Source organism: Flavobacterium niveum (assembly GCF_055231775.1).
Genome location: NZ_JBUYSX010000004.1, coordinates 93,445 through 116,168, shown reverse-complemented (window position 1 = coordinate 116,168; position 22,724 = coordinate 93,445). Strand labels below are relative to the sequence as shown.

The following is a 22,724-nucleotide window of genomic DNA, read 5'->3' as shown; positions in this document are numbered from 1 at the left end:
CTACTAAAGGCTACCGCCTTTTTCGCTGTGGCAAGATGCTTTTTTATCGGCACCGGCAGAGCAGCATCCCGCTTTCTTTTCTGTAGCAGCAGGCTTGGCTTCAGTTGAAGCCTCGGCATGTGTAGCTGAACAGCAAGAAGGTGTAGCTTTTTTGTCGTCTTTTTTAGCAGCAGTAGTTTTAGTACTTTCAGTTTTGGCAGCAGCTTTTTTAGCTTTCTTCTTTTTGCCTTTGTCAAAAGAAGCATCATAGTACGCCTTATCTCCCGATGATTTTACATCAGATACTTTATAAGCACCATCAGCAATCTTCTCTACTGTTTCTACAAACTTTTCAGGGGTTTGCTTAGCCGGGTCAAAAGAAATGGTAGCCGTTTTGCTACCGAAGTCTACCTTAGCTTCTTCAACGCCTTCCATACCGCCAAGTTTGCTTTCTATGGTTTTGGCACAGCCTTCAGGGCAGGTCATACCATCTATTTTAAACGTAGTGGTTTCAAGGTTAGCAGCTATGGCTTTGTTTTCAGTTTTGGCAGCCTCATCGTTAGTGGCAGTAGCCTCAGTTTTGACAGTATCCTTACAGCTTGCAAAAACAAGCGCAGCAACCGCTGCTATAGAAAGTTTCTTTGCAAAATTCATACGGTTTATTTTTTTAATTATTGTAAATCGAAACGGTTAGGCCACAAATGTAACTAAAAACGTAATTGGCAACACACGATATACGCCATTTTTTTGTGTTAATATCCTAAAGGAAAGCCCATACTGTGCAAAACAATATGGGCTTTTATAAAAATAGGTGCTTTTTATCTTAGAACGGAAGGTCGTCGTGCTCCTGTTCGTTATAGTTTTGTGCAGGCTCAAAAGCATCGCGCGGCGTAGCAGGCTGCTGGAAGCCCTGTTGCGGCTGGTTAAAACCACCTCCTTGTTGTGGTGGCTGTCCGTAACCCTGTTGCGGAGCGCCATATCCCTGTTGTGGCTGGCCATAGCCTTGTTGCGGTTGACCGTAACCTTGCTGTGGTTGGCCATATCCCTGTTGCGGCTGTCCGTAACCCTGAGGGGCACCGTAGCCTTGTGGGGCTCCATAACCCTGTTGTGGGGCATCGCCGCCTTTTTCTATCCTCCAGCCCTGTATAGAGTTAAAGTACCTTGTTTCGCCTTGTGGGGTTACCCACTCACGGCCCCTTAAGTTTATGGAAACCCTTACCGGCTCACCTATCTGGTAGGTATTAAGCAGGTCGCATTTGTCCTGGGTAAATTCTATAAGGATGTGCTGTGGGTACTGCTCATCAGTAGTTATTACCACTTCCCTCTTCCTGAAACCGTTTGCACCAAATGCCTTGGTTTCGTCGATCATTTTGATCCTTCCTGTTACTTCCATAATCTTTTGTTTTTTTCTGCCTCTGTGGGCAGCCATCGTTACTATTTAAAAATTTGTTCTTAAAAATCAGCTTTTGCGAGCAACAGCTTCCATGCCGTTACCACATCATTATCGTCAAGGTATTCCTTGGCGCGGCGTAGTTTTTTATCCTCATCATCAGCACTTAAAAGCGCCTTGGCTTCAAAACTGCCTTCTACAAATATAGCAATTTCTTCGGCAGTAGGCAACGATTGTACATTACCCAGCTTGCCCATGTCGTTACCGTTAAAAACAGTACTCTGCTTTATAAACCCGGGTATGGCATCTACCCCTATACCCAGTGTGGTAAGCGGTTTTTCCACCTCAAAAAGCCCTTCGTTGCTGCGCGAATACCAGTTGGCACCAAGTCGCGACACCAGGTCTATTTTGTGCTGGTCTATATTACCGGCCTCGTCTAAAATATCTTCGCTTATGTGCATTTTCAGCACTTCGCAAATCACCAGGTTGCCGGCACCACCACCATCGCCCAGTGCTACTATATCATTCACACGGCATTCAAACTGCACCGGGGCCTCCTTTACGCGTGGTGGTTTCACCACTTCAGACGGCTCCATGGTAAAACCGGCCTTTACAAACTCGTTTACACCCTCGGCATATTCAGTACTGCTTAGCGATGTTTGCTGCACCATGCTGTAATTTACCACATTTATCACCACCTCTTTATGCAGCTGTGCATTAATAAGGGTATGCTTTACCGTATTGTCCCTTACCCTTCGCGAAGGCGAAAAAATAAGTATGGGCGGGTTTGTACTGAACAGGTTAAAAAAGCTGAAGGGCGAAACATTCGGCACCCCGTCGGCATCTACCGTACTTGCCAGCGCTATAGGCCTGGGCCCCACCGAGCTTTGCAGGTAACCGTGCAGCTTAGGCGTAGGCATTTCTTTTGGGTCTATGGTAAGCATTAGTGTGTTTGTTGTTTAGGCAAAGATACTTTTTATACTGTACCGATTTCGGGCTGTGCGAAGGTTGTTAATAAAATATCGGCAGGGTAAAAAGCGTTATAATAGTGCATGCCTTACCCCCGCCCAGTTTTTATTATCTTTAAGGCGAAAATAAATTTGTATGCAAATTTCCGATAAAAGGACCTTTACCCGCTGGATGATTATTGGCGTTTCGTGCTTTATAGTAGTATTTATTGTATGGAACACCTACTACCTGTTCCAGATTTTTAAGGAGGAGGAGCGCGCTAAAATGGAACTTTGGGCCAATGCTACCGAATCGTTGCCCGAGGCAGACGGCAAGGTACTGGTAACCCTGAGTACCATTATTAACAACAACAATACGGTCCCTATTATCCTTACCGATGATAAAGGCAAAATAATTTCGTGGCGTAATGTAGACGACCGCGTAATGAAAGATTCAATACAGGCGTACCAAATGCTTGATAAATTTAAATCAGGCGAAAACAAGCTGGCTATAGAATACCTGCCGGGCGAATTTCAGTATGCCTATTATGGCAACTCGGTTTTGCTGGAGATATTAAAATACTATCCGTTTGCACTGGCTGCTATTATATTGTTATTCGGTTCGGTAGTGTATAACTTTTACCGTGCTACAAAAGCCGGTGCACAAAACAGGCTTTGGGCAGGTATGGCCAAAGAAACCGCGCACCAGATAGGCACACCGCTGTCATCGCTTTTAGGATGGATAGAGATAATGCGTGCTGATGATGTGGATGAAACTACTGTTATGGAAGTAGAGAAGGATGTAATGCGCCTGCAAACCATAGCCGACCGTTTCAGCAAGATAGGCAGCGAACCGGTACTGGAAAAACGCGATATTATAGCCGAAACCGAAAAATCATTTGCCTACCTGAAGAGCCGCGCCAGCCGCCAGGTGGAGTTTAGCTTTAATGCGCCAGACCACCCGGTTATGGTAATGCTGAACCCCGAGCTGCACAGCTGGACGGTAGAAAACCTGGTGAAAAATGCCATAGATGCCATGAAGGGCAAAGGCAACCTGAGCGTAAATATTTTTGAAAGCGACAAATATGTAAAAATAAAGGTAACCGACACCGGCAAGGGCATACCAAAATCGCAATTCCGGAAGGTGTTTGAACCCGGCTTTACTACCAAAAAACGCGGATGGGGACTTGGCCTGTCGTTAACCAGGCGTATCGTAGAAGAATACCACAACGGGCGTATAAAAGTAGCCTTTAGCGAAGTAGGCAAAGGCACCACCATGCAGGTAAGTATGCAAAAAATATAAGGCTGTTAGTTTATCTTTACCTGAAAAACACTTTTTATATACTGCTCGCTTAAATTACCCGCTTCATCTGAAACCATTTGCCCGTTAAACCGTATATCGGCTGTAGTGGTATGGGTAGGATGATAGCTGTTTGTATATCCTCCTGAACGGTCTGAAGAGCCGCCGGGGCCATCTTCTGCCCATTGATAGCCTTCAGATGTGAAATTCACCCCTGATACGGTCCTTTTAGTAAGGCTTACAGCCTTTATTTCCAGCCCGGCATCAGGTTCTTCTATTTCAAAATGCAGTGCATACCGCACTTCATTTGTCTGCGGGAAATATACATTTCCATCAACCGTGAGGATGTAGTCCATATATTTTCCTTCAAGGGTTACAACCGGTTGTATTTCGAAGGTTTCGTTATCTATAGTAACCGAAAGGCTGCTTGAAGTAACTGCGGCCTTAGGGTCATCATCATTGCTACACGAAACAAGCATGAGCAATGCAACGCTTAACGCAAATAGTTTTTTCATGTGGTTTGTTTTGGTTATTTGGTTTATAACGCAATTTAAACAAAAAACTTACAGTACATAAGCAAAAAGTGCCGCCGGTAAACCGAGCAGCACTTTTCTATAAACAACTTTAATCTTTAATTAGTTTGCTGTATATTCTACAGTACTCTTGTAAGTAACACCTTCGTACTCTTCACTTGCTTCAAGAACAAGCTTGCTTGAACTTAGAGATTTTACATTTATCTCAATGGTTTCACCATCCTGTGTTAAAACAATCTTCTTACCACTAAGAGTGTAACTACCGGTTTCAATGTCTTCTGTACAATCACTGTAATGGTAGCTATCTGAATAAGTACCGTTTGAAAAAGAGATGTAATCTTTAGAAGTTGTACAGTCGTGATCATAAGCACCTTCGTCTACTGTATATCCTTCAACAGTAGTTTTGGTAGTACTGTAGTACCACTTGTTAGCAGATAGTTTTGCTTCGCTAACACCAGAAGATGAATCATCATCTGAACAAGAGAACATAACAGCTGTAAGTGCCAAAAGGCCAAAAACTTTTTTCATTTTCGTTAAATAATTAATTGGTTAAAAAATAAAGGTCTATCGGTGCCACAGGCTATGAACCGTGGCAAAAGCATATTTAGTTTCGTAAATAATCAGGTATAAAAAACGGTGTACGGTTGGTCGTTAAGTATTAAAGGTTAATAAATGATTAAATTGGTTTAAAAACATTGCAAAGATATACTTCGGCGGTAATCTGCAAAGTTTTTTTAACAAAAAAGCCGGGCTACCCCGGCTTTTTATGAATGTTTTAACAATGTACTTATAAATTTTCGGTAATCGCTTTTGCAAGCGCTTCAAATTCCTCTTTCTCTAATTTCACTTTATCTACAAAACGCATTTCATCCATATTGTTAAGCGGAATAAGGTGTACGTGCACATGCGGTACCTCAAGCCCTATTACTGCCATACCAACCCTTTTGCAGGGTACGGCTTTCTCTAATGCTTTAGCTATTTTTCGGCTAAACTGCATCAGGCCAAGGTAATGCTCCTCTTCCATATCGAAAATCTTGTTTATTTCCTCTTTGGGTATGCACAGGGTATGCCCCTTTGCATTTGGGTTCACATCAAGGAAAGCAAGGTATTTGTCGTCTTCAGCAATTTTATAAGCCGGTATTTCGCCGTTTATTATTTTGGTAAATATAGAACTCATGATAAGCGTTTATAGGTTAGTCCCTGGTTATTTCCAGCACTTCAAAGTTAAGCGTACCGTTCGGCACTTTTATTTCAGCCACTTCACCTACTGATTTACCCAGTAACCCCTTGCCTATAGGCGATGTTACCGATATTTTGTTGGCTTTAAGGTTCGCCTCACTTTCGGCTACCAACGTGTACTTCATTTCCATGCCGTTTGCCTGGTTTTTTATTTTCACGGTACTAAGCACCAATGCTTTGCTGGTATCCAGCTGCGACTCGTCTATAATACGGGCGTTAGCTACCAGTTCTTCCATTTTAGATATCTTAAGTTCTAACAGTCCCTGCGCCTCTTTAGCGGCATCGTACTCGGCATTTTCACTAAGGTCTCCCTTGTCCCTGGCCTCTGCTATGGCCTGGCTTGCTTTAGGGCGCTCCACACTCTTCAGGTTCTCCAGTTCATCTTTTAATTTTTTCAGGCCTTCAGCAGTGTAATAAGATACTGTACTCATAACTTCGTCGTTTATATAAAATAGAAAAAATCCCATGGGAGCGGGATTTCTTATATTGCAAAGATAATATTTTTTTAATAAATCTGTTTTCAGTGCCAGTATAGCACATACCAAAGTTAAATAAATTAAATTTGTTTCATAATATTTCTTCAGGAATTTAAAAATTGCAATGAAAAAACTTTTAATACTTATAGTAGCCCTTACAGGCATTGCCGGCTTTACCGGATGTTCGTCAGATAACTTTAACAATAACAACCCGTACCTGCCCGGCTACAGCTTTACCGTTAATATAGACATGGCCCTGCCATCTTACACCGACCTGCTGTATACCGGCAATGCCAAGTACATAGGCATAGACGGCGTGGGCATAAACGGTATTTTTGTTATGAATACCGGCAGCGGGTGGGCCGCCTGGGAGGCCAGCTGCCCTAACCAGGAACTAAGCAGCTGCTCTGTACTGGTAAAAAACGGCGTAAATGTAACCTGCCCGTGCGACGACGTAGAATACAGCCTGTTTACGGGGCAGCCTACCACCAAGGTAAAATATCCACTTAAAGCTTACCGCGTAGAAATACTGGGCAACAACGTTATACGGGTATATAACTAATGCCGGCTATACGGCTGTACACTACCATACATGCCCCTGCCGACGTGGTGTTTAACCTGTCTCGCAGTGTAGATTTACACATGCAGTCTACGGTACAAACCAAAGAAAAAGCCATAGCAGGGCGTACCTCCGGCCTTATGGAACCCGGCGAAACCGTAACCTGGGAAGCTAAACATTTTGGCATAACCCAAAAGCTTACCAGCCGTATTACAGAATACAATTACCCGCACCATTTTGCCGATGAAATGGTATCGGGGGCGTTTAAAAGCTTTAAGCACGAACATATCTTTGAATACAACGTGCAAAATGGGTTTACGGTAATGACAGATGTCTTCACTTACCGGAGTCCGCTTGGTTTTTTAGGCAAGCTTGCAGATGTATTGTTCCTGGAAAAGTATATGACGCGCTTTTTAATGCAACGTAACCGCGTTATTAAACAAGTAGCTGAAGACCCTTTAAAACACATACCGTAGAGACGTTGCATTGCAACGTCTCTACACCCGATGGCGCAGATTTACTCATACCCTGAACACCAAATACACAAATAAACGAATTAACGAATCCACAAAAACCGAATCACCGCATAACCCTCAACTCCCCCACACCTTATTCTTAAACAGGTCGAAAGAGAAGCGTAATTGCCTGTTAAACAATAGCAGCACAACTACCGCAAACAGTACATACCCCATTACGGTAAATATTTCCATGTTGGACAAAAGGAGCGACTGTGTGCGTGCCGACTGCGCAAGGTTTTTTATGGCGAGTTTATATGCTTCGGGTTCTGCGTAGCCCTTTGCCATGAAACGCTGCACGGCTGCGGGATTACGGTCCTGCATCAGTGGGCTTTCAGGCAGCACAAATGATATGGCTTTATCATAATGCTTTTGGGTCAGGAAAACCTGTGCATTCTGCATGATGCAAAAACCTAAGGTACTCCCCCAAAAACGGCCGATAACTCCGGCAGTCCCCGAAAAGGGCGCGAGTTTCTTTGGTACGGAAGACACCGTAAACAACACCAACGGTACAAACAGAAAACCCACCGCAAACCCCTGCAACATATAAGGTGTGGCTATGTCTGCCAATGAAGCATCGGGTACAAATAAAAACGTCATCCATATATGGTGGATTGCCAGAAGCAGAAAGCCTACTATAAATATATACCGGCTGGCTACCGACTTTGCCAGGCAAATACCCGCTACCGCCATACCAATGATATTGCCCGCCACATTTAGAAACTGTACGTGCGCCACCCGTGAGGGTTCCCAGTTCCACACCGTGAACATAGTGCTGTGGCAAATGTTCAATGTGGCGCGGGCGATGTACAGCACCACAAACAGGAAAAACCCTATACGCAGGTTAGGATACACCAGGACTGACAGGTCGAATGACGGACGTTTTACCGTAACCTGCCGCATAAGGAACAGCCCGCCGAACAGCAAAAAGGCAACAGCTGCTGTTACGATTTGGGCCGACTGGAACCAGTATTTTTTTTCGCCGTAAATGAACACAAATGCCCCGGCGAGTATGGTGATGTGTATGAGTATAAAGCTCGCCCAGTCAATTTGGTAGAGCGGGATTTTTTTGTGCACACGGTGGTTGGTAAAGGTTATCAGCACCAACCCCACACAGGTAAGCTGGAACAACGCCGAACCACAGGCCATGTAACGCCAGTCGTAATTTTCCAACAGGTATACTGCTATGTTCATAATGAAAGGCGATGCCAGCAGCAGTGCACCATAGGTAAAACTAAACCCAATGATTATAGCATTCCTTGTCCTGAACCGGTTGATAAGCATTTGCCGTAAGGGCAGCCAGGGCAATGCCATAAGTATACCTTCGGCTACGCGCAACAGCAGGAACACCACATAGTTTTTGGTGTAGCCCGACATTACAAATGCTATGGCCGAAAGGCTGAAAATAACCAGGAAGTAGTTTTTCGGCGGGAAGAATTTAAACAGCCTGCTTTCTACCAATAGCGTTGCCAGGAAGGTACCATAGGTAACACACAGCGAAAACTGCAAGTCTTCCACTTCCACATCTAAAAAACTGGCCGAATACGTAATATTACTCGTATACACCCCCAGCAGTACCATACAGTGCAGCAGGCAGAAAAACAGCACAAAAACAGCGAGCCAGTTTGGCACCCAGGGCTTAAACACCCCGGCGTTATCTTTTGGCATAACAATAGTTTTTCGGTTAGTCCTGATGTTTAGCAATAACGATAACATTCATCCCGGCACGCAGGAAACCATTATCCTTATCATTGCCGGTAAGCACTATCTTAACAGGGATGCGCTGTTCTATCTTCACAAAGTTGCCTGTAGCGTTATCGGGCGGCAACAACGAGAACCTCGCCCCACTCGCCGGTGACAGCGACTGTATTTTCCCTGTATATTTTTTATCGCCCAGAGCGTCTACCTCCAGGGTTACCTCCTGCCCTACTTTTAGGTATTCCAGTTGGGTTTCCTTAAAGTTGGCAATCACCCATTTTTCGCTGCTTACCATATTTACCAGTGTTTGCCCCTCTTTAACCAGTTGCCCCGGTTGCAGGGTACGTTTGCCCACATAGCCGTCATACGGTGCCGTAATCACGGTGTAAGAATAAAACAGTGCGGCATTTTCGGCATCGGCTTTTTTGGCAAGGTATTGCGCCTCGGTTTCGGGGATAATGGTAGCCGCCTGCGCCGTGGTAAGCCCGGCACGGTGTATGCTACTTTCTACCTCTTCGTAGTGTGATTTGGCAGCATCATAATCAGCCTGTACGCGCTGTACCTGTTGCAGGGTGGTAGCTTCTTCCTTGTATAGCGACTGATAGCGGTCAAGGTCCTGCTTAGCCTTGAGCATAATAGCTTTGGCACCCGAAAGTTTTGCCCTCTCAATATCGTTCATGGTACCGGCAGCCTGTGCCGAAGCATGGCTTACACTTATGGCGCTTTTGGCGGTAAGCTCATCGGCAAGGGCCTTATCCAGGCGGGCTTTGTATTCGCGCGGGTCTATGATGATGAGGGTATCGCCTTTGCGCACAAACTGGTTTTCTTCATAGCGCACCTGCTGCACATAGCCAGGTATACGGGCTGCAATAGGCGTTATGTACTGCTCTACCTGGGCATCGTTAGTTTCTTCGTGGTTGCGGTAGTAAAAAAAGAACCACAGCGCCAGCACTATGCCGGTAATAAAAAGGATGGTAGCCACCAGCGTTACCAGGGTGTGCAGGTAGCCTTTAGACGTGGCGGAACGGAAAAGTTTCATAACTATATACGTAAGGTGAATTAACGGGTAAAAGGAAGGCCTGCGGTGTGCAGCATTTCGTAGTACTTCATTTCGGCATCTATGCGCACCGAAATGCGGTTGTACTTAGCCTGTAGCAATGCGTTATCGGCATCTATCATTTCGGTGACCACCACCAGCTGGTTCAGGTATTGTAGTTTTACCAAGCGGTAGTTTTCTATGGCAAGGGCTTCGGCGGCATCGGTCACCTTAAATTTCTCCTGCAATTCCTCATATTGGCTGAACTGCCTGAAAATAAGGTCGCGGTTTTCGTCCTCCACAATTTTAGTTTCGCGGTCAGCGGCTTCGGCTTTCTTTTTGGCAAGGCTTACGCGGCTTTTGTTTTTGTAAATCCCGCTGATATTATAGGTGAGTTGTACGCCCACACTACCAAAGGTATAGGCATACGGGTCGGGCGGAAAAAACATATAATTCGGAAACTTATAAGCGTAGCTGCCGTACAGGCTAATGACCGGATAGTAGTTAGCCTTAGCGTTCTTCACATCTATCTTCCCGGTTTCAGAACGCAGCTGTGCCATGCGAAACTCCTCGTTGCCCAGCGCGGCATTTTGCAGCAGTGCAAAATCTACCCCGTCGGTTTTATGGATAAGCCCCGTGGTGTCTATCACCACCGCCTGCCCTTCGGGAAACTGCAACAGCGTTTTCAGGTCGTTATAGGCTATTTCCATATCCTTGCGGTTGTTAATCAGCTGCATTTCCCGGTCTTTCAACTGAAGTTCAGCACGAAGCACTTCATTTTTAGTCAACATACCGTTTTTGTGGAGCGACTTTACCTCTTTAAGGCGTTCTTTTTCTTCCGAAACATTTTCAGCCAAGAGCTTATCCAACTGCATCAGCTTGTAGATACCGAGGTACAATGCGGTAACATTCAGCTTTATGTCTTTTTCGGTTTTCTTAACCAAAAAGCCAGCAGCTTCGTGGTTCAGCTTTGCTTTCCGCACCAAGTTATTAATACGGTTACCCTGGTACAACGGCATGCTGCCGCTCATGGTAAAGTCGTACATGTTAGGGTTAAGGTGCGTTACCCTGCGCCCATCAAGGCTGCCGCGGGTAAACTCGGTAATGCTGCTTATGCGTGCATAGGCCGTATGGAAATCCAGTTCGGGCAGGCGCATTTCTTCGGTTTCGGCGACTTCTTCAGCTGCAATTTCCTTTTCGGTTACCGATTTCAGCACGCGGTTGTTTTGGGTTTCGGTCAGGCTAAGTGCCTGCTGCAATGGCAGTACCTGCTGCGCATTTATTTTCTGGGGGAATACGGCTGTAACTGCGGCCAGTGGTAAAAGCAGTTGTAGCAACTTGTGCGGGTGCATATCATGTTGTAATTGACACTGCAAAGTTGGGGAGATTATATCAAGTCTTATATAGATTAAAAAGACAATAATTTATTAAAAAAAGACAAAATATAAGCACAAAAAAACCGGCATATAGCCGGTTTAAAGATTATCTCGAAGGTAAGAGCATCAGCTTAGTAGCGTCCGCTGCCGCCACGGTTGTAGCCGCCTCCACCATTACGATCTGAACGGTCGCTGTTATAACCACCAGAACGGTCGCTGTTATAGCCACCACTACGGTTGTTATCACGGTTATAGCCTCCAGAACGGTTGTTATCACGGCTAAAACCACGATTACCACCACCGCCGAAAGACTTGCGTTGTGATTGGTCAGGCCTTGCATCGCTTTGGTTAACAACAATTGTCCTGCCGCTTACCGTAGCACCATTCAGCTCAGATATGGCTCTTTGGGCTTCTTCTTCGTTTGGCATTTCCACAAAGCCAAATCCTTTACTGCGGCTGGTGGTCCTGTCTATAATAATCTTTACAGAATCTACCTGGCCGTAGGCCTCAAAAGACTCTCTCAAATCTGCCTCGCCCAAGCTGAACGGAAGGCTTCCAACAAAAATGTTCATGGAAAAAAAAATTAAAAAAATTTATAAAGCACTTAAAAAATCCTGGACCTGAACGTTACCGGCCCAGGTTATAACAAATATAAAATTATTTATGAAGCAACAAGTAAAATTATTATTATTTAATAAAATTTTAATAAAAATATTTTACTGCTTAAAAAAAAGCCCCCCTGCCGTGCAGGGGGACCCATATATTATTACAAAGTAGTTTTATACCATATTAAGGAGCCGTAGTAAGCGGTATCCTGTAAAAGTTACCATTAGTAAAAGAAACCTCGTTACCCGCGCTGTCTACCGCAAGGAAATTAAATGTACCCACTACATACCCACCTGTTACATTGGTTTCGGTAATGATAAGCCTTCCTCCTGCTTCGGCATCGTCTGTAGTATAATCTTCTTCAAATCCATCAGCTTCAAATACGTAGCCGGCTACGTTTTCAGACCCTTCACCCATAGTATATACACCCGGGTTTAAAGATTCTGCATGCAGTGTAAGAGTTTCAAAATCCTTATGGGCTATTATATTAAGTGACAAATCTGCCCCCATATAGGCGGTAAAGCTGTCTGCTTTCCAGTTTTCCCTGTCTTTAAGAGCCTGCACTGCAGGGGTGTTAAATTTCACATCTTCCTCACAAGAACTCAGGACTGCCAGCAACACACAAAGTGACAAAATTTTTTTCATTTCTTTTACTTATAGAAGGGTAACTCAAATATTCCAACGACAAAAATAGCTTTTTATAGAATATATCCTAATCAAAAAGATATAAATCACAATAAAATTTTAAATTTTGAATTTACTACCGAGAGAAAATCATAAAATTCAATGATAAGCCCTTAAAAATTAAAATCTTTTATATATTTGCACGCTAAAATTAACCGGGGTCGGGTACCCCACAAAATCTAATAAGATGCCTGTAAGAATCAGACTACAACGCCACGGTAAAAAAGGAAAACCTTTTTACTGGGTGGTAGCGGCAGACAGCCGTTCTAAACGTGATGGTAAATTCCTTGAGAAAATAGGAACATACAATCCAAACACTAACCCTGCAACAATAGACCTTAACGTGGACAGCGCGGTTAAGTGGCTATTTAACGGTGCTCAGCCATCGGACACTGCAAGGGCTATCCTTTCTTATAAAGGTGCACTTCTTAAACACCATCTTGAAGGCGGTGTACGCAAAGGCGCTCTTACTGCTGAACAGGCTGAAGAGAAATTTGCAAAATGGCTTGATGAAAAAGCTGCTAAAGTACAAGGCAAGAAAGACGGACTTTCTGACGCTAAAGCTACTGCTAAGGCTGATGCACTTGCTGCTGAGAAAAAAGTTAATGAAGACCGTATTGCTGCTAAAAAAGAAGCTGAAGCTGCTATTATTGCTGCCGCTGCTGCTGAAGAAGCTGCCAATGCAGAATCAACTGAAGAAACTACTTCTGAGGAAACTACAGAAGAAACCGAAGCTTAATTTATCTTTGGCGCATGCGTAAAGAAGATTGTTTTTATTTAGGCAAAATCGCCAAAAAATTTAGCTTTAAGGGTGAGGTGCTGGCCTGGCTGGACACCGACGACCCGGGTTATTTTCAAGATATGGAATCAGTGTTTGTTGAAAGAAACAAACATCTGGTTCCATTTTTTATTGAACAATGCCGCCTGCACAAAGGCGAGTTCCTCCGTATAAAATTTGAGGACATAGACAGCGAGGAAGAAGCCGAATCTATCCTTGGCAGCCCGCTGTACCTGCCCCTTACCATGCTGCCTAAGCTGGAAGGCAACAAATTTTACTTCCACGAAATCATAGGTTTTAAAGCTGTAGACGAACGCCTGGGCGACATCGGCGTAATTGCAGGCGTAAACGACACTTCAGCACAAGCACTTTTTGAAATCAAAAAAGGCGATATAGAAATCCTTGTCCCTATGATTGACGATTTCATTATAAAGGTAGACCGCGAAAACAAAACCATTACACTAAATACCCCAACCGGGCTTGTAGACCTATATTTGGGTTAAGTTTTGTTTCAGGTTTAAAGTTTAAAGTTGCTTACTCAAGCTCTTAGTGATTTAAAAATTGAAAGATTAAAAGATTGAAAAATTCAGGGATATCTATTATCTCTACATCTTTCAATTCAAAATTTAAAACAACGGAAAGGTCTTTCATCTATCATCTATTATCTTTACGTCTGTTCTAACAATCTAATAATCCAAAAATCTAACATTCCAAAATGTCCATCTTCCAGTTTAAGCAATTCAGCATACAGCAAGACAAAACCGCTATGAAAGTAGGCACAGACGGCGTACTGCTGGGCGCATGGGCTCCGGTAGCACACCACCCGTACAACGTGCTGGATGTAGGCGCCGGGACCGGACTGATTTCGCTGATGCTGGCACAACGCTGCGGCGCCGAACAGATAGACGGACTGGAAATAGATGCCCCAGCACACGAGCAGTGCGTGGAGAACTTCGAGGCTTCGCCCTGGGGCGACAGGCTGTTTTGCTACCACGCCAGCCTGGACGACTTTATGGAAGAATGGGAGGAGGAATACGACCTGATTGTAAGCAACCCACCTTTTTATACCGAAGACTACACCAGTGGCGATGAACAGCGTGATGCAGCCCGCTTTAACACCTCACTGCCCTTTCAGGATTTACTGGAGGCATCAGGCATTATACTGAGTGAAAACGGTGTCTTGGCAGTAATTATTCCTTTTAAAGAAGAAGCCAATTTTCGCCTGCTGGCAAAGGAAGAAGGCTTGTTCCCGTTTAAAATTACCCATGTAAAAGGCACTCCCGAAAGCCCTGTAAAGCGCAGCCTGCTGGCCTTTAGCCGTTATGAAACGAACGACATTGCCACAGACGAACTGGTTATAGAAACCGCCCGCCACCAATATACTGCTGAGTATATAGCGCTTACTAAGGATTTTTATTTGAAGATGTAGTTAATGCCCCACAATTAGGCCCATAGTAGGCGTCCACAGGTTTTTAGGGTCAAGACCATGCCCCATAGCCTTCATATCGGCAGCATGCCACTTGTTGATGTTCACCCAAAAAGCATCCCAGGTAGTACCTGAAACCGTAATCTTTTGGCAGAAATTATCGTTAAGCGCCCGGTGCATTTCTATCCAGGTCAGCTCTTTTCCCGATTTTGTATTTACAGGTTGCCCGGCAGCATCAAAATACCCCAGCACTTCCAGGCCGATAAAAGCACCTTCCTTTGGCAAGTCAAGGTTATACCCCGAGAGGTCTATCTTCAACTCCTTTTTATCTTCAGGGCTTATATACACTATAATATTTTGCTCGTAAATATCTTTAAGCGGGATAAAACTGTCATAAGAATGTTCACTCTTGGGTTCCTTTGTATCCCAATACACTTGCTCATAATCCTTCCGGCTGTATACATGTACACGCACTGCCGTAGTATATTTTATTTTTGACAGCTTCAGCCAAATCGCACGGATAGGCACATCCTTACCAAAGGTATTTCCAAAAAACACAGCGATACTACTATTGGCATCGCCTATTGTGGTATTCCTGAGTTTCTTCTCCTTATACTCCCCTATCAGCGTATCTTTCAGCCTTACCGACGACACCGTAACTTCATCAAGACTATCCCTTTCGGCTTCAGGTATACCGTCTTTTCCACTTTCGCTTTATCCAACCCCTTAGTTTCAAATCCTAGGCAACTGAACTCTGCCGTATCATACGCTGCATTAATATCAGCAGTACCATTTTCACCACAATAAAGGCCTCCGGTTACTTTACCATTGGTTTTTAAGATGACCGTAGCAAAAGGTACCGGCTCACGTGTATCGGCATTAAGCACGGTAACGTTTTGCGCAGATAAAACCGCTGTGAAAAATAAGAGGTAAAAGAGGTGTTTCATATATAGGATTGGTTTATCTGGCCAATAAAGACCATTGTCACAATAATACAAAAAAACCTTACAGCGTATAATGCACCCGCTTTAATTTTACAGCCTTGAAAATTCGCAAAAACACTTACCTAAATTCTCTATTTTTATTTAATATCCTCAAAGAATATTCACAACCACCTACAAATACACAATTCATCACAAAATATAAAACAATAAATTATTGAATTGTTACATTTCTTTATTTACATTTGTTTTAAACTAAAAGCAAACAAATGAAACCCGATCTTTTTCAGGCACCTGATTATTACTTAGTTGACGACCTGCTTACAGACGAGCACAAAATGGTGCGCGATGCTGCCCGCGAGTGGGTGAAGCGTGAGGTGTCTCCCATTATAGAAGACTACGCCCAGAAGGCGGAATTCCCGAAACAAATCATTAACGGCCTTGCCGAAATAGGCGCTTTTGGGCCGTACATCCCTGAGGAGTATGGCGGTGCGGGACTGGACCAGATAAGCTACGGCCTTATAATGCAGGAAATAGAGCGCGGCGACAGTGGTGTGCGCAGTACGGCATCGGTACAATCGTCACTGGTTATGTACCCTATATGGAAATACGGCAACGAAGAGCAGCGTAAAAAATACCTGCCAAAATTGGCCAGCGGCGAATTCATAGGTTGCTTTGGTCTAACCGAGCCTGACTACGGCAGTAACCCGGGCGGTATGATTACCAACTTTAAAGATAAAGGTGACCACTACCTGCTGAACGGTGCCAAAATGTGGATAAGCAATGCTCCCTTTGCCGATATAGCCGTGGTTTGGGCTAAGGACGAAAGCGGCCGTATACACGGGCTTATCGTAGAGCGCGGCATGGAAGGCTTTACAACTCCCGAAACACATAACAAATGGTCGCTTAGGGCTTCAGCTACAGGCGAACTGATTTTTGATAATGTAAAAGTACCTAAAGAAAACCTGCTGCCTAACAAAAGCGGACTGGGCGCACCACTGGGATGCCTGGACTCTGCACGTTACGGTATAGCATGGGGTGCCATTGGTGCCGCTATGGACTGCTACGATACCGCACTGCGTTACAGCAAAGAGCGTATACAGTTTGACAAGCCGATAGGCGCCACCCAACTGCAACAAAAGAAGCTTGCCGAAATGATTACCGAAATCACCAAGGCACAGCTGCTTACCTGGAGGCTGGGCGTACTGCGCAATGAAGGCCGTGCCACCAGCGCACAGATTTCTATGGCGAAACGAAACAATGTGGATATGGCAATACACATTGCCCGCGAAGCACGCCAAATGCTGGGCGGTATGGGTATTACAGGCGAATACAGTATAATGCGCCACATGATGAACCTGGAAAGCGTAATTACCTACGAGGGTACGCATGACATACACCTGCTTATAACAGGGATGGATGTTACAGGTTTTACTGCTTTTAAATAAAAACTACTTCAAACATATAGTAATCCCTGGTACAGTTTTGTGCCAGGGATTATTTTTTAACGGTCTTTCATAAAAAAGCCCCTGCACGGGATAATGCAGAGGCTCTTTTTAACAAACAGAAACTGGAACAGAGATGGTTTTTTCAAACCAGGGAGCCATGAAAGGCGTCATGAATTTCGTCTATCATTACTTCTCCCTTTACTATATTAAGGCCTCGGCCCAGGTCCGGGTACTCCCTGCAGGCAGTTTCCCAGCCGAGGTTGGCCAGCTTTAAAATATATGGCAATGTTACGTTGGTCAGCGCCAGCGTACTGGTATACGGCACCGCACCCGGCATATTGGTTACACAATAGTGCACCACATCGTTTATTATGTACGTTGGGTCTTCGTGCGTGGTAGGGCGCGTGGTTTCAAAACAGCCACCCTGGTCTACCGCCACATCTACCATTACCGTACCGGGACGCATTTCCTTCAGCATGGCACGGGTTATAAGCCTTGGTGCCTTCGCCCCCGGAATAAGCACTGCACCTATTATAAGGTCGTGGTTTTTTATATGACGTTTTATATTGTATACGCTGCTGTATTCGGTAACCACATGTGGTGGCATTACATCGTTTATATGGCGCAGGCGCTTCATGTTGATATCCAGTATGGTTACGTGGGCACCCAGCCCGGCAGCCATTTTTGCAGCCTGTACCCCTACTACACCGGCACCCAGTATAAGCACCTTACCGGGAGGCACGCCCGGTACACCGCCCAGCAGTACACCACGCCCTTTTATGGGCTTTTCAAGGTATTTGGCACCCTGCTGTATGGCCATACGGCCTGCCACCTCGCTCATAGGGGTTAGCAGCGGCAGCGAACCGTCTTCATCGCGTACGGTTTCGTAGGCTATGCATACCGCCTTGCTGGCTATCATGGCACGTGTAAGGCTTTCGCTGCTGGCAAAGTGGAAGTAGGTAAAAATTACCTGGTTCTTTTTTATCAGCGGGTATTCCTGTTGTATGGGTTCTTTAACTTTTACCACCATTTCGCTCATGGCGTATACCGCTTCCAGGCTGGGCAGCATTATGGCGCCTGCCTCGCGGTAATCTTCATCGGGGAAACCGCTGCCTACCCCGGCCGACTCCTGTATAAATACTTCGTGGCCGTTGTTTACAAGTTCATATACCCCACCCGGCGTTAGGGCCACCCGGTTTTCGCCGTTCTTCATTTCTTTTGGCACCCCTATTTTCATGATGGTATGAATTATAATTTTTGCAAATATAATAATTACACCCCCTAAATTAAAAGGGGTTCATGTAAAATAATTTTAAAAATAAAAACACCACCCCCAAACAAAAATAGGACTAGTGGTTTATAAAGACATTTTTTACAACGCACACCCCCTAAAAAATATACCCCAAACCTGTATTTACCAATATTTCGCCGAAACCCTTATCTTTACCATAACAATAAACCCGATGAAAAAACTCCTCCTTATATCCCTGTTGGCACTCGCGGCCTGTAAAAAAGAAAGCAGCGCTACCGATACCGTAAACGACAGCATCAGTGCCGATACTACCCTAATCGCCCCGCCTGAAGAAGAAAGCGCGCTTAATGATACTACCGAAACCGTAGCGCCCGAACGCACCACGGCCAACCCGGAGGAATCAGTTACGGGTAATTTCACCGGGAAAACGCTTACCGCTATGGGTACACTGATACATGAGGGCACTGATGGTGATGAAGACCCTTCAGAATATAGCATTACATTTAACGACCCTGCAATTGCATCTGTACCGGGTGGCTGTTGCGGAATGATACTGGTTAACGAGGGCGACCTTGACGGCGATGGCCTTGACGAACTGGGAGTAGCACAGGCACCCCTGCATGGCTGCACTTACGATTATATGGCATACACCTATAAAAACGGCAAGTGGAAACGGTATGTAGATATGTTTTTAATCCCCACCGCATGCGATGGTATCAGCCGCAACGATGTGCAGCAACTGGTATTTAAGGAAGGGAATACGGTATACTATATGCAGGCCGACCTGAACGATGAAAATTTTAAAAAGATAAAGACCAAAGCCAAGATTTTAAAATAGCAGCTGTGTTAGTTACAGGCCGACATCTTATTTATCAGTCAGCACAACCTCTTTAATGGTCATTTTGTATATTGATGTGCCATTCCCCAGCATGACCCAATTGTTCAATTTTGAATTCCACATATAAGTAATATACCCTTCTGCATCGCAAAGGTAATCCACTTCTATATCGGTTTTTGTACCTGGTTTAAGAGGCTTTACCCTGCGCAGCCCAATGAAAAAACGTCCCGGGTTTTTATATAAGGGGTATGGCACCGGGATTTCCAGTTTGCCCTTTTCATCTCCCTTTACGGTAAAAGGCAAAGGTTCCCCTATCATCTTACCGGGTTCGCCATTCGGGGCTACTTCAAAAAAAATGATCTGCAAATCGGTATCCTGAAAATCATAAGAAGTGGATTTCCTGCTTGGCTTATGGTTAAAATCAAACGTTACCGAACTGATGTATCCTTCGGGCAAATCGGTAATCAGGGTCACCCTTTCATATCCATAAGTAACGGATCCTAAAAAGGTACACAAGCCCGAAAAACGTTTTTTAACGGTTTTTGATTTCTTTGGCGGTTTATTCCCGATAAAAACTTCTTTAAGCTGAATGGTATCTTTTCCCAAGTCTTGGGCAAAACTAACAGTTGCTGATAATAACAGGATAAAAAGCAAAAGTTTCTTCATGGTTGGTTGTGGTTCTGCTTATACAACGCCTTTCCCGGCATCGTAGTATATTACCCCCTCACCCAGCAATCGGCTACGTGGTCGTTTACCATGCCGGTGGCCTGCATGTGGGCGTAGATTATGGTACTGCCCACAAACTTAAAGCCGCGCTTTTTAAGGTCTTTGCTTATTGCATCGCTTAGCGGTGTAGTGGCGGGTATATGCCCTAAGGAAGCAGGAACGTTATCCAGAGGGTTGCCATCGGTAAAATTCCAGAAGTATTTACTGAAGCTACCGAACTCCTCCTGCACTTTCATAAAGTTTTGGGCATTGGTTATGGCAGCATTTACCTTTAACTTATTACGGATGATACCCGGGTCGGCCATAAGGCGGTCGATGTCTTCCTGGGTATAATTGGCAATCTTTTTATAATCGAAATTATCAAAGGCTTTACCAAAGCTTTCGCGGCGGCGGAGTATGGTAATCCAGCTTAGCCCCGCCTGGAAGGTTTCCAGCAGCAGGAACTCAAACAGCTTACCGTCGTCATACACAGGCTTGCCCCATTCTTCATCGTGATAGGTTTGGTACAGCGGGTCGGCACCACACCAGCCGCAGCGTATTTTAGTGTCCATTGTTTGCGAGTTTCTTATCGTGGTTGTGTACGTACTTTTCTATCAGCCAGTGGCCCAGGTAAATCATCGGGGTCATCAGCACGGCTATTACCAGTTTTACGGTATAGTTGGTAAACCCGGCCTCTATGTACACCGGCAGGGTCATTTTGCCGGTAGCATAAAACGCGATGCCCAGTACTATAAACGAATCAAAGAACTGCGAAATCACCGTACTGCCGGTACTGCGCAGCCATATCATTTTTTCGCCGGTTTTCCTTTTAAAGAAATGGAACAGTGTAACGTCTATAATCTGCGAGGCGATGAATGCCGTAATACTGCCCACAATAATCCACATACTCTGCCCGAACACGGCACTAAATTGCGCATCGGTCACCCAGCCGGGGCCTTGTGCAGCAGGTATCAGCATGGCAAAGTACAGCAGTATGAAACAGTAGGCAATAAGCAATGCCGTGATAACAGACAGCCTACGCACACCCTTTTGCCCGAAGTATTCGTTAATAAGGTCGGTAGTGATGAATACCACCGGCCAGGGCACCACGCCCACACTCATAAGGTACGGCCCAAAACCAAATACAGGGCCTATATTAATGAGCTTGCCCCCTATAAGCTCGGCAACAACGGCATTGGTAATAAAAATCCCTGCAAGGATAACGTACAGGGTGCTTTTGCGGTTTTCAAACATTTCGGGTAGAATAAAACGTAAAGTTAAGGAAAATGTGTTCCTTATCCAAAGCCACTGAGCTACTAAGCTACTTAGCAGCTTCGAAAGAAAAAGCCGCTGAGCTGCTAAGAAGCTAAGTGGCTCAGAAGCTTAGTAGCTTAAAAAAAAGCTGCTGAATTCCCGGGCAACCCGGAAACTCAGCAGCTAAGAAGCTTAGTCGCTCAGCAGCTTTAAAAAAAACTACTTCACGGTTATTTTGTACAGCCCGCTGGCATGCGGCGCCAGTGACTTTGTAAACTGACCTTTAAAGCTGCCTTCCGGCTTACCGTTCCACATATCGGTGAATGTGGCTTCTTTGGTAAGGCCAATATCGGCAAGGTTAACGCTTACATCTGCCGGTTGGGTACCATCGGCCATGTTGAAGACCGCGAGGTATACCTCGCCTGTACTCGGGTTTTTAGAGGTAATGGCTACTTTGCCGTCCTTCTGGAACAGCTGCCTTACACCCGTGGCCTCGCCATGCATTTTCAGAACCTCCTTGTTGGTAAGCAGCGAATACGTAAAGGCATCGTTGCTCGGCATGTCACCGCCAAAGAACAGTGGCGAACGGAATATGGTAAACAGCGTCATTAATGTATATTGCTCGTCTTTGGTAAGGCGGGTCATGCGGTCGTTGCCACGCTCGCCACGGATAGAGATACGCCCCAGCGGAATCATATCGCAATCAGGCCAGGTGCCCGGCGCTATGTGCGGGTACCACTTTTGGCATACTTCCATAAGGTGGGTTATGTGCGGCCAGGTATCCCAAACGTCGTCTACCATACGCCACATGTTGGCATGGGTTTTTACGTGCTCTGCTTTTTCTATCGGGGTTTCCCCCGGCGATGTGCTCAGCACTATCTTACGTCCACACTTGTCTATCGCCTTTCGGATAAGGTTGATTTCATCTTCGTGGTACGGGCGCGAAAGGTCGTCTATCTTCACAAAATCGATTCCCCAAGAAGCGTACAATTCAAAAAGCGAATCGTAGTATTCCTGCGCTCCCGGTTTATCAGCCAGTACGGTGTAGTTGTCCTTCAGCCATTCGCATTGCAGGGCGGTGGTATAAATCTGGTCGGCAGTAACACCGTTAGCGCCTTTTATGGGCAATTTATCCTGCACCGCTTTTTTAGGGATGCCACGCATAATGTGGATACCGAACTTCAGCCCTTTGCCGTGTACGTAGTCGGCCAGCGGCTTAAACCCTTTGCCATCCTTAGCCGAAGGGAAACGGTTTACCGCAGGCTGGTACCTACCGTATTGGTCGATAACATAGCGAGGGTCGGTTTGGTTATAACCGCCTGCCTTGTCGTTTTCCACAAACCAGCGGATGTCTACTATTATGTACTCCCACCCGAATGGCTTCAGCTTTTCAGCCATGTAGTCGGCATTGGCTTTTACTTCGTGTTCCTCAACGGTGGGGCCGTAGCAGTCCCAACTGTTCCAGCCCATAGGCGGGGTTTGTGCCCAACTCCTGAAATCGCTGTTGCTACTTACCTTAGTAGACGAGCAACCAGCAAGGACCAGAGCCAGTGCAGATGAAATAACTATTTTTTTAATCATGGTTATAGTAAGTGATTTGGATTTACATCGGTAGTAAAATTAGTGTTTAAAATACACTTACCAAAAAATGGCTTTACTTTTAAATATATCTTAAAGTTAACCCCAAATATAAACACCTCTTTGCGTCTTGGCGCCTTTGCGAGATTTTCTTTACCACCACGTT

The 22,724-nt window shown here is 45.1% G+C and carries 27 protein-coding genes; 8 read left to right on the top strand and 19 right to left on the bottom strand.

The genetic code is table 11. From position 1 onward, the window contains the following. Positions 1-3: 3 nt before the first annotated feature. The 3 genes from ACZIX4_RS11210 to ACZIX4_RS11200 all read right to left on the bottom strand — a co-directional run bounded on the left by ACZIX4_RS11210 (position 4) and on the right by ACZIX4_RS11200 (position 2,313). Positions 4-633 (bottom strand): heavy-metal-associated domain-containing protein, encoded by a 630-nt coding sequence (locus ACZIX4_RS11210; protein ID WP_463335730.1) that lies wholly within the window; start codon positions 631-633, stop codon positions 4-6. A 169-nt stretch (positions 634-802) separates the two neighbouring features. Next, entirely contained in the window at positions 803-1,372 is a 570-nt protein-coding gene (locus ACZIX4_RS11205) for a DUF3127 domain-containing protein (protein WP_463335729.1), read from the bottom strand. Between the two features lie 59 nt (positions 1,373-1,431). Further along, the gene (locus ACZIX4_RS11200) at positions 1,432-2,313 is read right to left on the bottom strand and encodes a flavin reductase family protein (RefSeq protein WP_463335728.1); all 882 of its coding nucleotides are present in this window, start codon (positions 2,311-2,313) and stop codon (positions 1,432-1,434) included. Positions 2,314-2,473: 160 nt separating this feature from the next. Between ACZIX4_RS11200 and ACZIX4_RS11195 the strand changes: the two genes are divergently transcribed. Continuing rightward, on the top strand, positions 2,474-3,619 hold the full coding sequence (locus ACZIX4_RS11195) for a sensor histidine kinase (protein ID WP_463335727.1): 1,146 nt from the start codon (positions 2,474-2,476) through the stop codon (positions 3,617-3,619). Positions 3,620-3,624: 5 nt separating this feature from the next. Here the strand turns inward: ACZIX4_RS11195 and ACZIX4_RS11190 are convergent, their stop codons facing one another. From ACZIX4_RS11190 to greA, 4 genes are all read right to left on the bottom strand, one after another. Further along, complete coding sequence (locus ACZIX4_RS11190; RefSeq protein ID WP_463335726.1) at positions 3,625-4,131, bottom strand: hypothetical protein; 507 nt, start codon at positions 4,129-4,131, stop codon at positions 3,625-3,627. Positions 4,132-4,251: 120 nt separating this feature from the next. Then, on the bottom strand, positions 4,252-4,638 hold the full coding sequence (locus ACZIX4_RS11185) for a lipocalin family protein (RefSeq protein ID WP_463335725.1): 387 nt from the start codon (positions 4,636-4,638) through the stop codon (positions 4,252-4,254). A gap of 298 nt (positions 4,639-4,936) precedes the next feature. Beyond that, positions 4,937-5,326 carry an HIT family protein gene (locus ACZIX4_RS11180; protein ID WP_463335724.1) on the bottom strand — a complete coding sequence of 130 codons (390 nt, stop codon included), beginning with the start codon at positions 5,324-5,326 and terminating at the stop codon, positions 4,937-4,939. A gap of 16 nt (positions 5,327-5,342) precedes the next feature. Then, complete coding sequence (gene greA, locus ACZIX4_RS11175) at positions 5,343-5,819, bottom strand: transcription elongation factor GreA (protein WP_463335723.1); 477 nt, start codon at positions 5,817-5,819, stop codon at positions 5,343-5,345. A 169-nt stretch (positions 5,820-5,988) separates the two neighbouring features. Here greA and ACZIX4_RS11170 point away from each other — a divergent pair, with 169 nt between their 5' ends. Together ACZIX4_RS11170 and ACZIX4_RS11165 are read left to right on the top strand one after the other, a co-directional pair. After that, complete coding sequence (locus ACZIX4_RS11170; RefSeq protein ID WP_463335722.1) at positions 5,989-6,426, top strand: Rieske (2Fe-2S) protein; 438 nt, start codon at positions 5,989-5,991, stop codon at positions 6,424-6,426. Further along, positions 6,426-6,899 (top strand): SRPBCC family protein, encoded by a 474-nt coding sequence (locus ACZIX4_RS11165; RefSeq protein ID WP_463335721.1) that lies wholly within the window; start codon positions 6,426-6,428, stop codon positions 6,897-6,899. Before ACZIX4_RS11170 ends, ACZIX4_RS11165 begins: the two co-directional genes overlap by 1 nt. A 117-nt stretch (positions 6,900-7,016) precedes the next feature. On the opposite strand, the gene ACZIX4_RS11160 is transcribed toward ACZIX4_RS11165, so the two are convergent. From ACZIX4_RS11160 to ACZIX4_RS11140, 5 genes are all read right to left on the bottom strand, one after another. Continuing rightward, positions 7,017-8,606, bottom strand: a complete 1,590-nt coding sequence (locus ACZIX4_RS11160) for an MFS transporter (RefSeq protein ID WP_463335720.1) — start codon at positions 8,604-8,606, stop codon at positions 7,017-7,019. A gap of 16 nt (positions 8,607-8,622) precedes the next feature. Further along, positions 8,623-9,675 carry an HlyD family secretion protein gene (locus ACZIX4_RS11155; RefSeq protein ID WP_463335719.1) on the bottom strand — a complete coding sequence of 351 codons (1,053 nt, stop codon included), beginning with the start codon at positions 9,673-9,675 and terminating at the stop codon, positions 8,623-8,625. A gap of 20 nt (positions 9,676-9,695) precedes the next feature. Further along, on the bottom strand, positions 9,696-11,024 hold the full coding sequence (locus tag ACZIX4_RS11150) for a TolC family protein (RefSeq protein ID WP_463335718.1): 1,329 nt from the start codon (positions 11,022-11,024) through the stop codon (positions 9,696-9,698). Positions 11,025-11,179: 155 nt separating this feature from the next. After that, positions 11,180-11,620, bottom strand: a complete 441-nt coding sequence (locus ACZIX4_RS11145; protein ID WP_463335717.1) for an RNA recognition motif domain-containing protein — start codon at positions 11,618-11,620, stop codon at positions 11,180-11,182. Between the two features lie 217 nt (positions 11,621-11,837). Further along, positions 11,838-12,299, bottom strand: coding sequence for a DUF6252 domain-containing protein (locus tag ACZIX4_RS11140; protein ID WP_463335716.1), 462 nt, complete (start codon positions 12,297-12,299; stop codon positions 11,838-11,840). Between the two features lie 226 nt (positions 12,300-12,525). On the opposite strand from ACZIX4_RS11140, the gene ACZIX4_RS11135 reads away from it, so the two are divergent. From ACZIX4_RS11135 to ACZIX4_RS11125, 3 genes are all read left to right on the top strand, one after another. Further along, on the top strand, positions 12,526-13,077 hold the full coding sequence (locus tag ACZIX4_RS11135; RefSeq protein WP_463335715.1) for a 30S ribosomal protein S16: 552 nt from the start codon (positions 12,526-12,528) through the stop codon (positions 13,075-13,077). Positions 13,078-13,091: 14 nt separating this feature from the next. After that, positions 13,092-13,619: a ribosome maturation factor RimM gene (gene rimM / locus ACZIX4_RS11130; RefSeq protein WP_463335714.1), complete on the top strand. Its 528-nt coding sequence runs from the start codon at positions 13,092-13,094 to the stop codon at positions 13,617-13,619. 218 nt (positions 13,620-13,837) lie between these two features. Beyond that, on the top strand, positions 13,838-14,545 hold the full coding sequence (locus ACZIX4_RS11125) for a tRNA1(Val) (adenine(37)-N6)-methyltransferase (RefSeq protein WP_463336079.1): 708 nt from the start codon (positions 13,838-13,840) through the stop codon (positions 14,543-14,545). Here the strand turns inward: ACZIX4_RS11125 and ACZIX4_RS11120 are convergent, their stop codons facing one another. Both ACZIX4_RS11120 and ACZIX4_RS11115 read right to left on the bottom strand, forming a co-directional pair. Further along, complete coding sequence (locus ACZIX4_RS11120) at positions 14,546-15,196, bottom strand: hypothetical protein (RefSeq protein ID WP_463335713.1); 651 nt, start codon at positions 15,194-15,196, stop codon at positions 14,546-14,548. Then, positions 15,184-15,489: a peptidase associated/transthyretin-like domain-containing protein gene (locus ACZIX4_RS11115; protein WP_463335712.1), complete on the bottom strand. Its 306-nt coding sequence runs from the start codon at positions 15,487-15,489 to the stop codon at positions 15,184-15,186. Before ACZIX4_RS11115 ends, ACZIX4_RS11120 begins: the two co-directional genes overlap by 13 nt. A gap of 263 nt (positions 15,490-15,752) precedes the next feature. Here ACZIX4_RS11115 and ACZIX4_RS11110 point away from each other — a divergent pair, with 263 nt between their 5' ends. Beyond that, complete coding sequence (locus ACZIX4_RS11110) at positions 15,753-16,931, top strand: acyl-CoA dehydrogenase family protein (protein ID WP_463335711.1); 1,179 nt, start codon at positions 15,753-15,755, stop codon at positions 16,929-16,931. 142 nt (positions 16,932-17,073) lie between these two features. Here the strand turns inward: ACZIX4_RS11110 and ald are convergent, their stop codons facing one another. After that, positions 17,074-18,168, bottom strand: coding sequence for an alanine dehydrogenase (gene ald, locus ACZIX4_RS11105; protein WP_463335710.1), 1,095 nt, complete (start codon positions 18,166-18,168; stop codon positions 17,074-17,076). 226 nt (positions 18,169-18,394) lie between these two features. On the opposite strand from ald, the gene ACZIX4_RS11100 reads away from it, so the two are divergent. Continuing rightward, positions 18,395-19,021, top strand: a complete 627-nt coding sequence (locus ACZIX4_RS11100; RefSeq protein WP_463335709.1) for a hypothetical protein — start codon at positions 18,395-18,397, stop codon at positions 19,019-19,021. A 27-nt stretch (positions 19,022-19,048) separates the two neighbouring features. Here the strand turns inward: ACZIX4_RS11100 and ACZIX4_RS11095 are convergent, their stop codons facing one another. The 4 genes from ACZIX4_RS11095 to ACZIX4_RS11080 all read right to left on the bottom strand — a co-directional run bounded on the left by ACZIX4_RS11095 (position 19,049) and on the right by ACZIX4_RS11080 (position 22,561). Continuing rightward, positions 19,049-19,687, bottom strand: coding sequence for a hypothetical protein (locus tag ACZIX4_RS11095; protein WP_463335708.1), 639 nt, complete (start codon positions 19,685-19,687; stop codon positions 19,049-19,051). Positions 19,688-19,737: 50 nt separating this feature from the next. Then, positions 19,738-20,298, bottom strand: a complete 561-nt coding sequence (locus tag ACZIX4_RS11090) for a DNA-3-methyladenine glycosylase I (protein ID WP_463335707.1) — start codon at positions 20,296-20,298, stop codon at positions 19,738-19,740. Then, the gene (locus ACZIX4_RS11085; RefSeq protein WP_463335706.1) at positions 20,288-20,980 is read right to left on the bottom strand and encodes a queuosine precursor transporter; all 693 of its coding nucleotides are present in this window, start codon (positions 20,978-20,980) and stop codon (positions 20,288-20,290) included. Before ACZIX4_RS11085 ends, ACZIX4_RS11090 begins: the two co-directional genes overlap by 11 nt. 219 nt (positions 20,981-21,199) lie before the next feature. Continuing rightward, entirely contained in the window at positions 21,200-22,561 is a 1,362-nt protein-coding gene (locus ACZIX4_RS11080; protein ID WP_463335705.1) for a glycoside hydrolase family 27 protein, read from the bottom strand. Between the last annotated feature and the right edge of the window lie 163 nt (positions 22,562-22,724).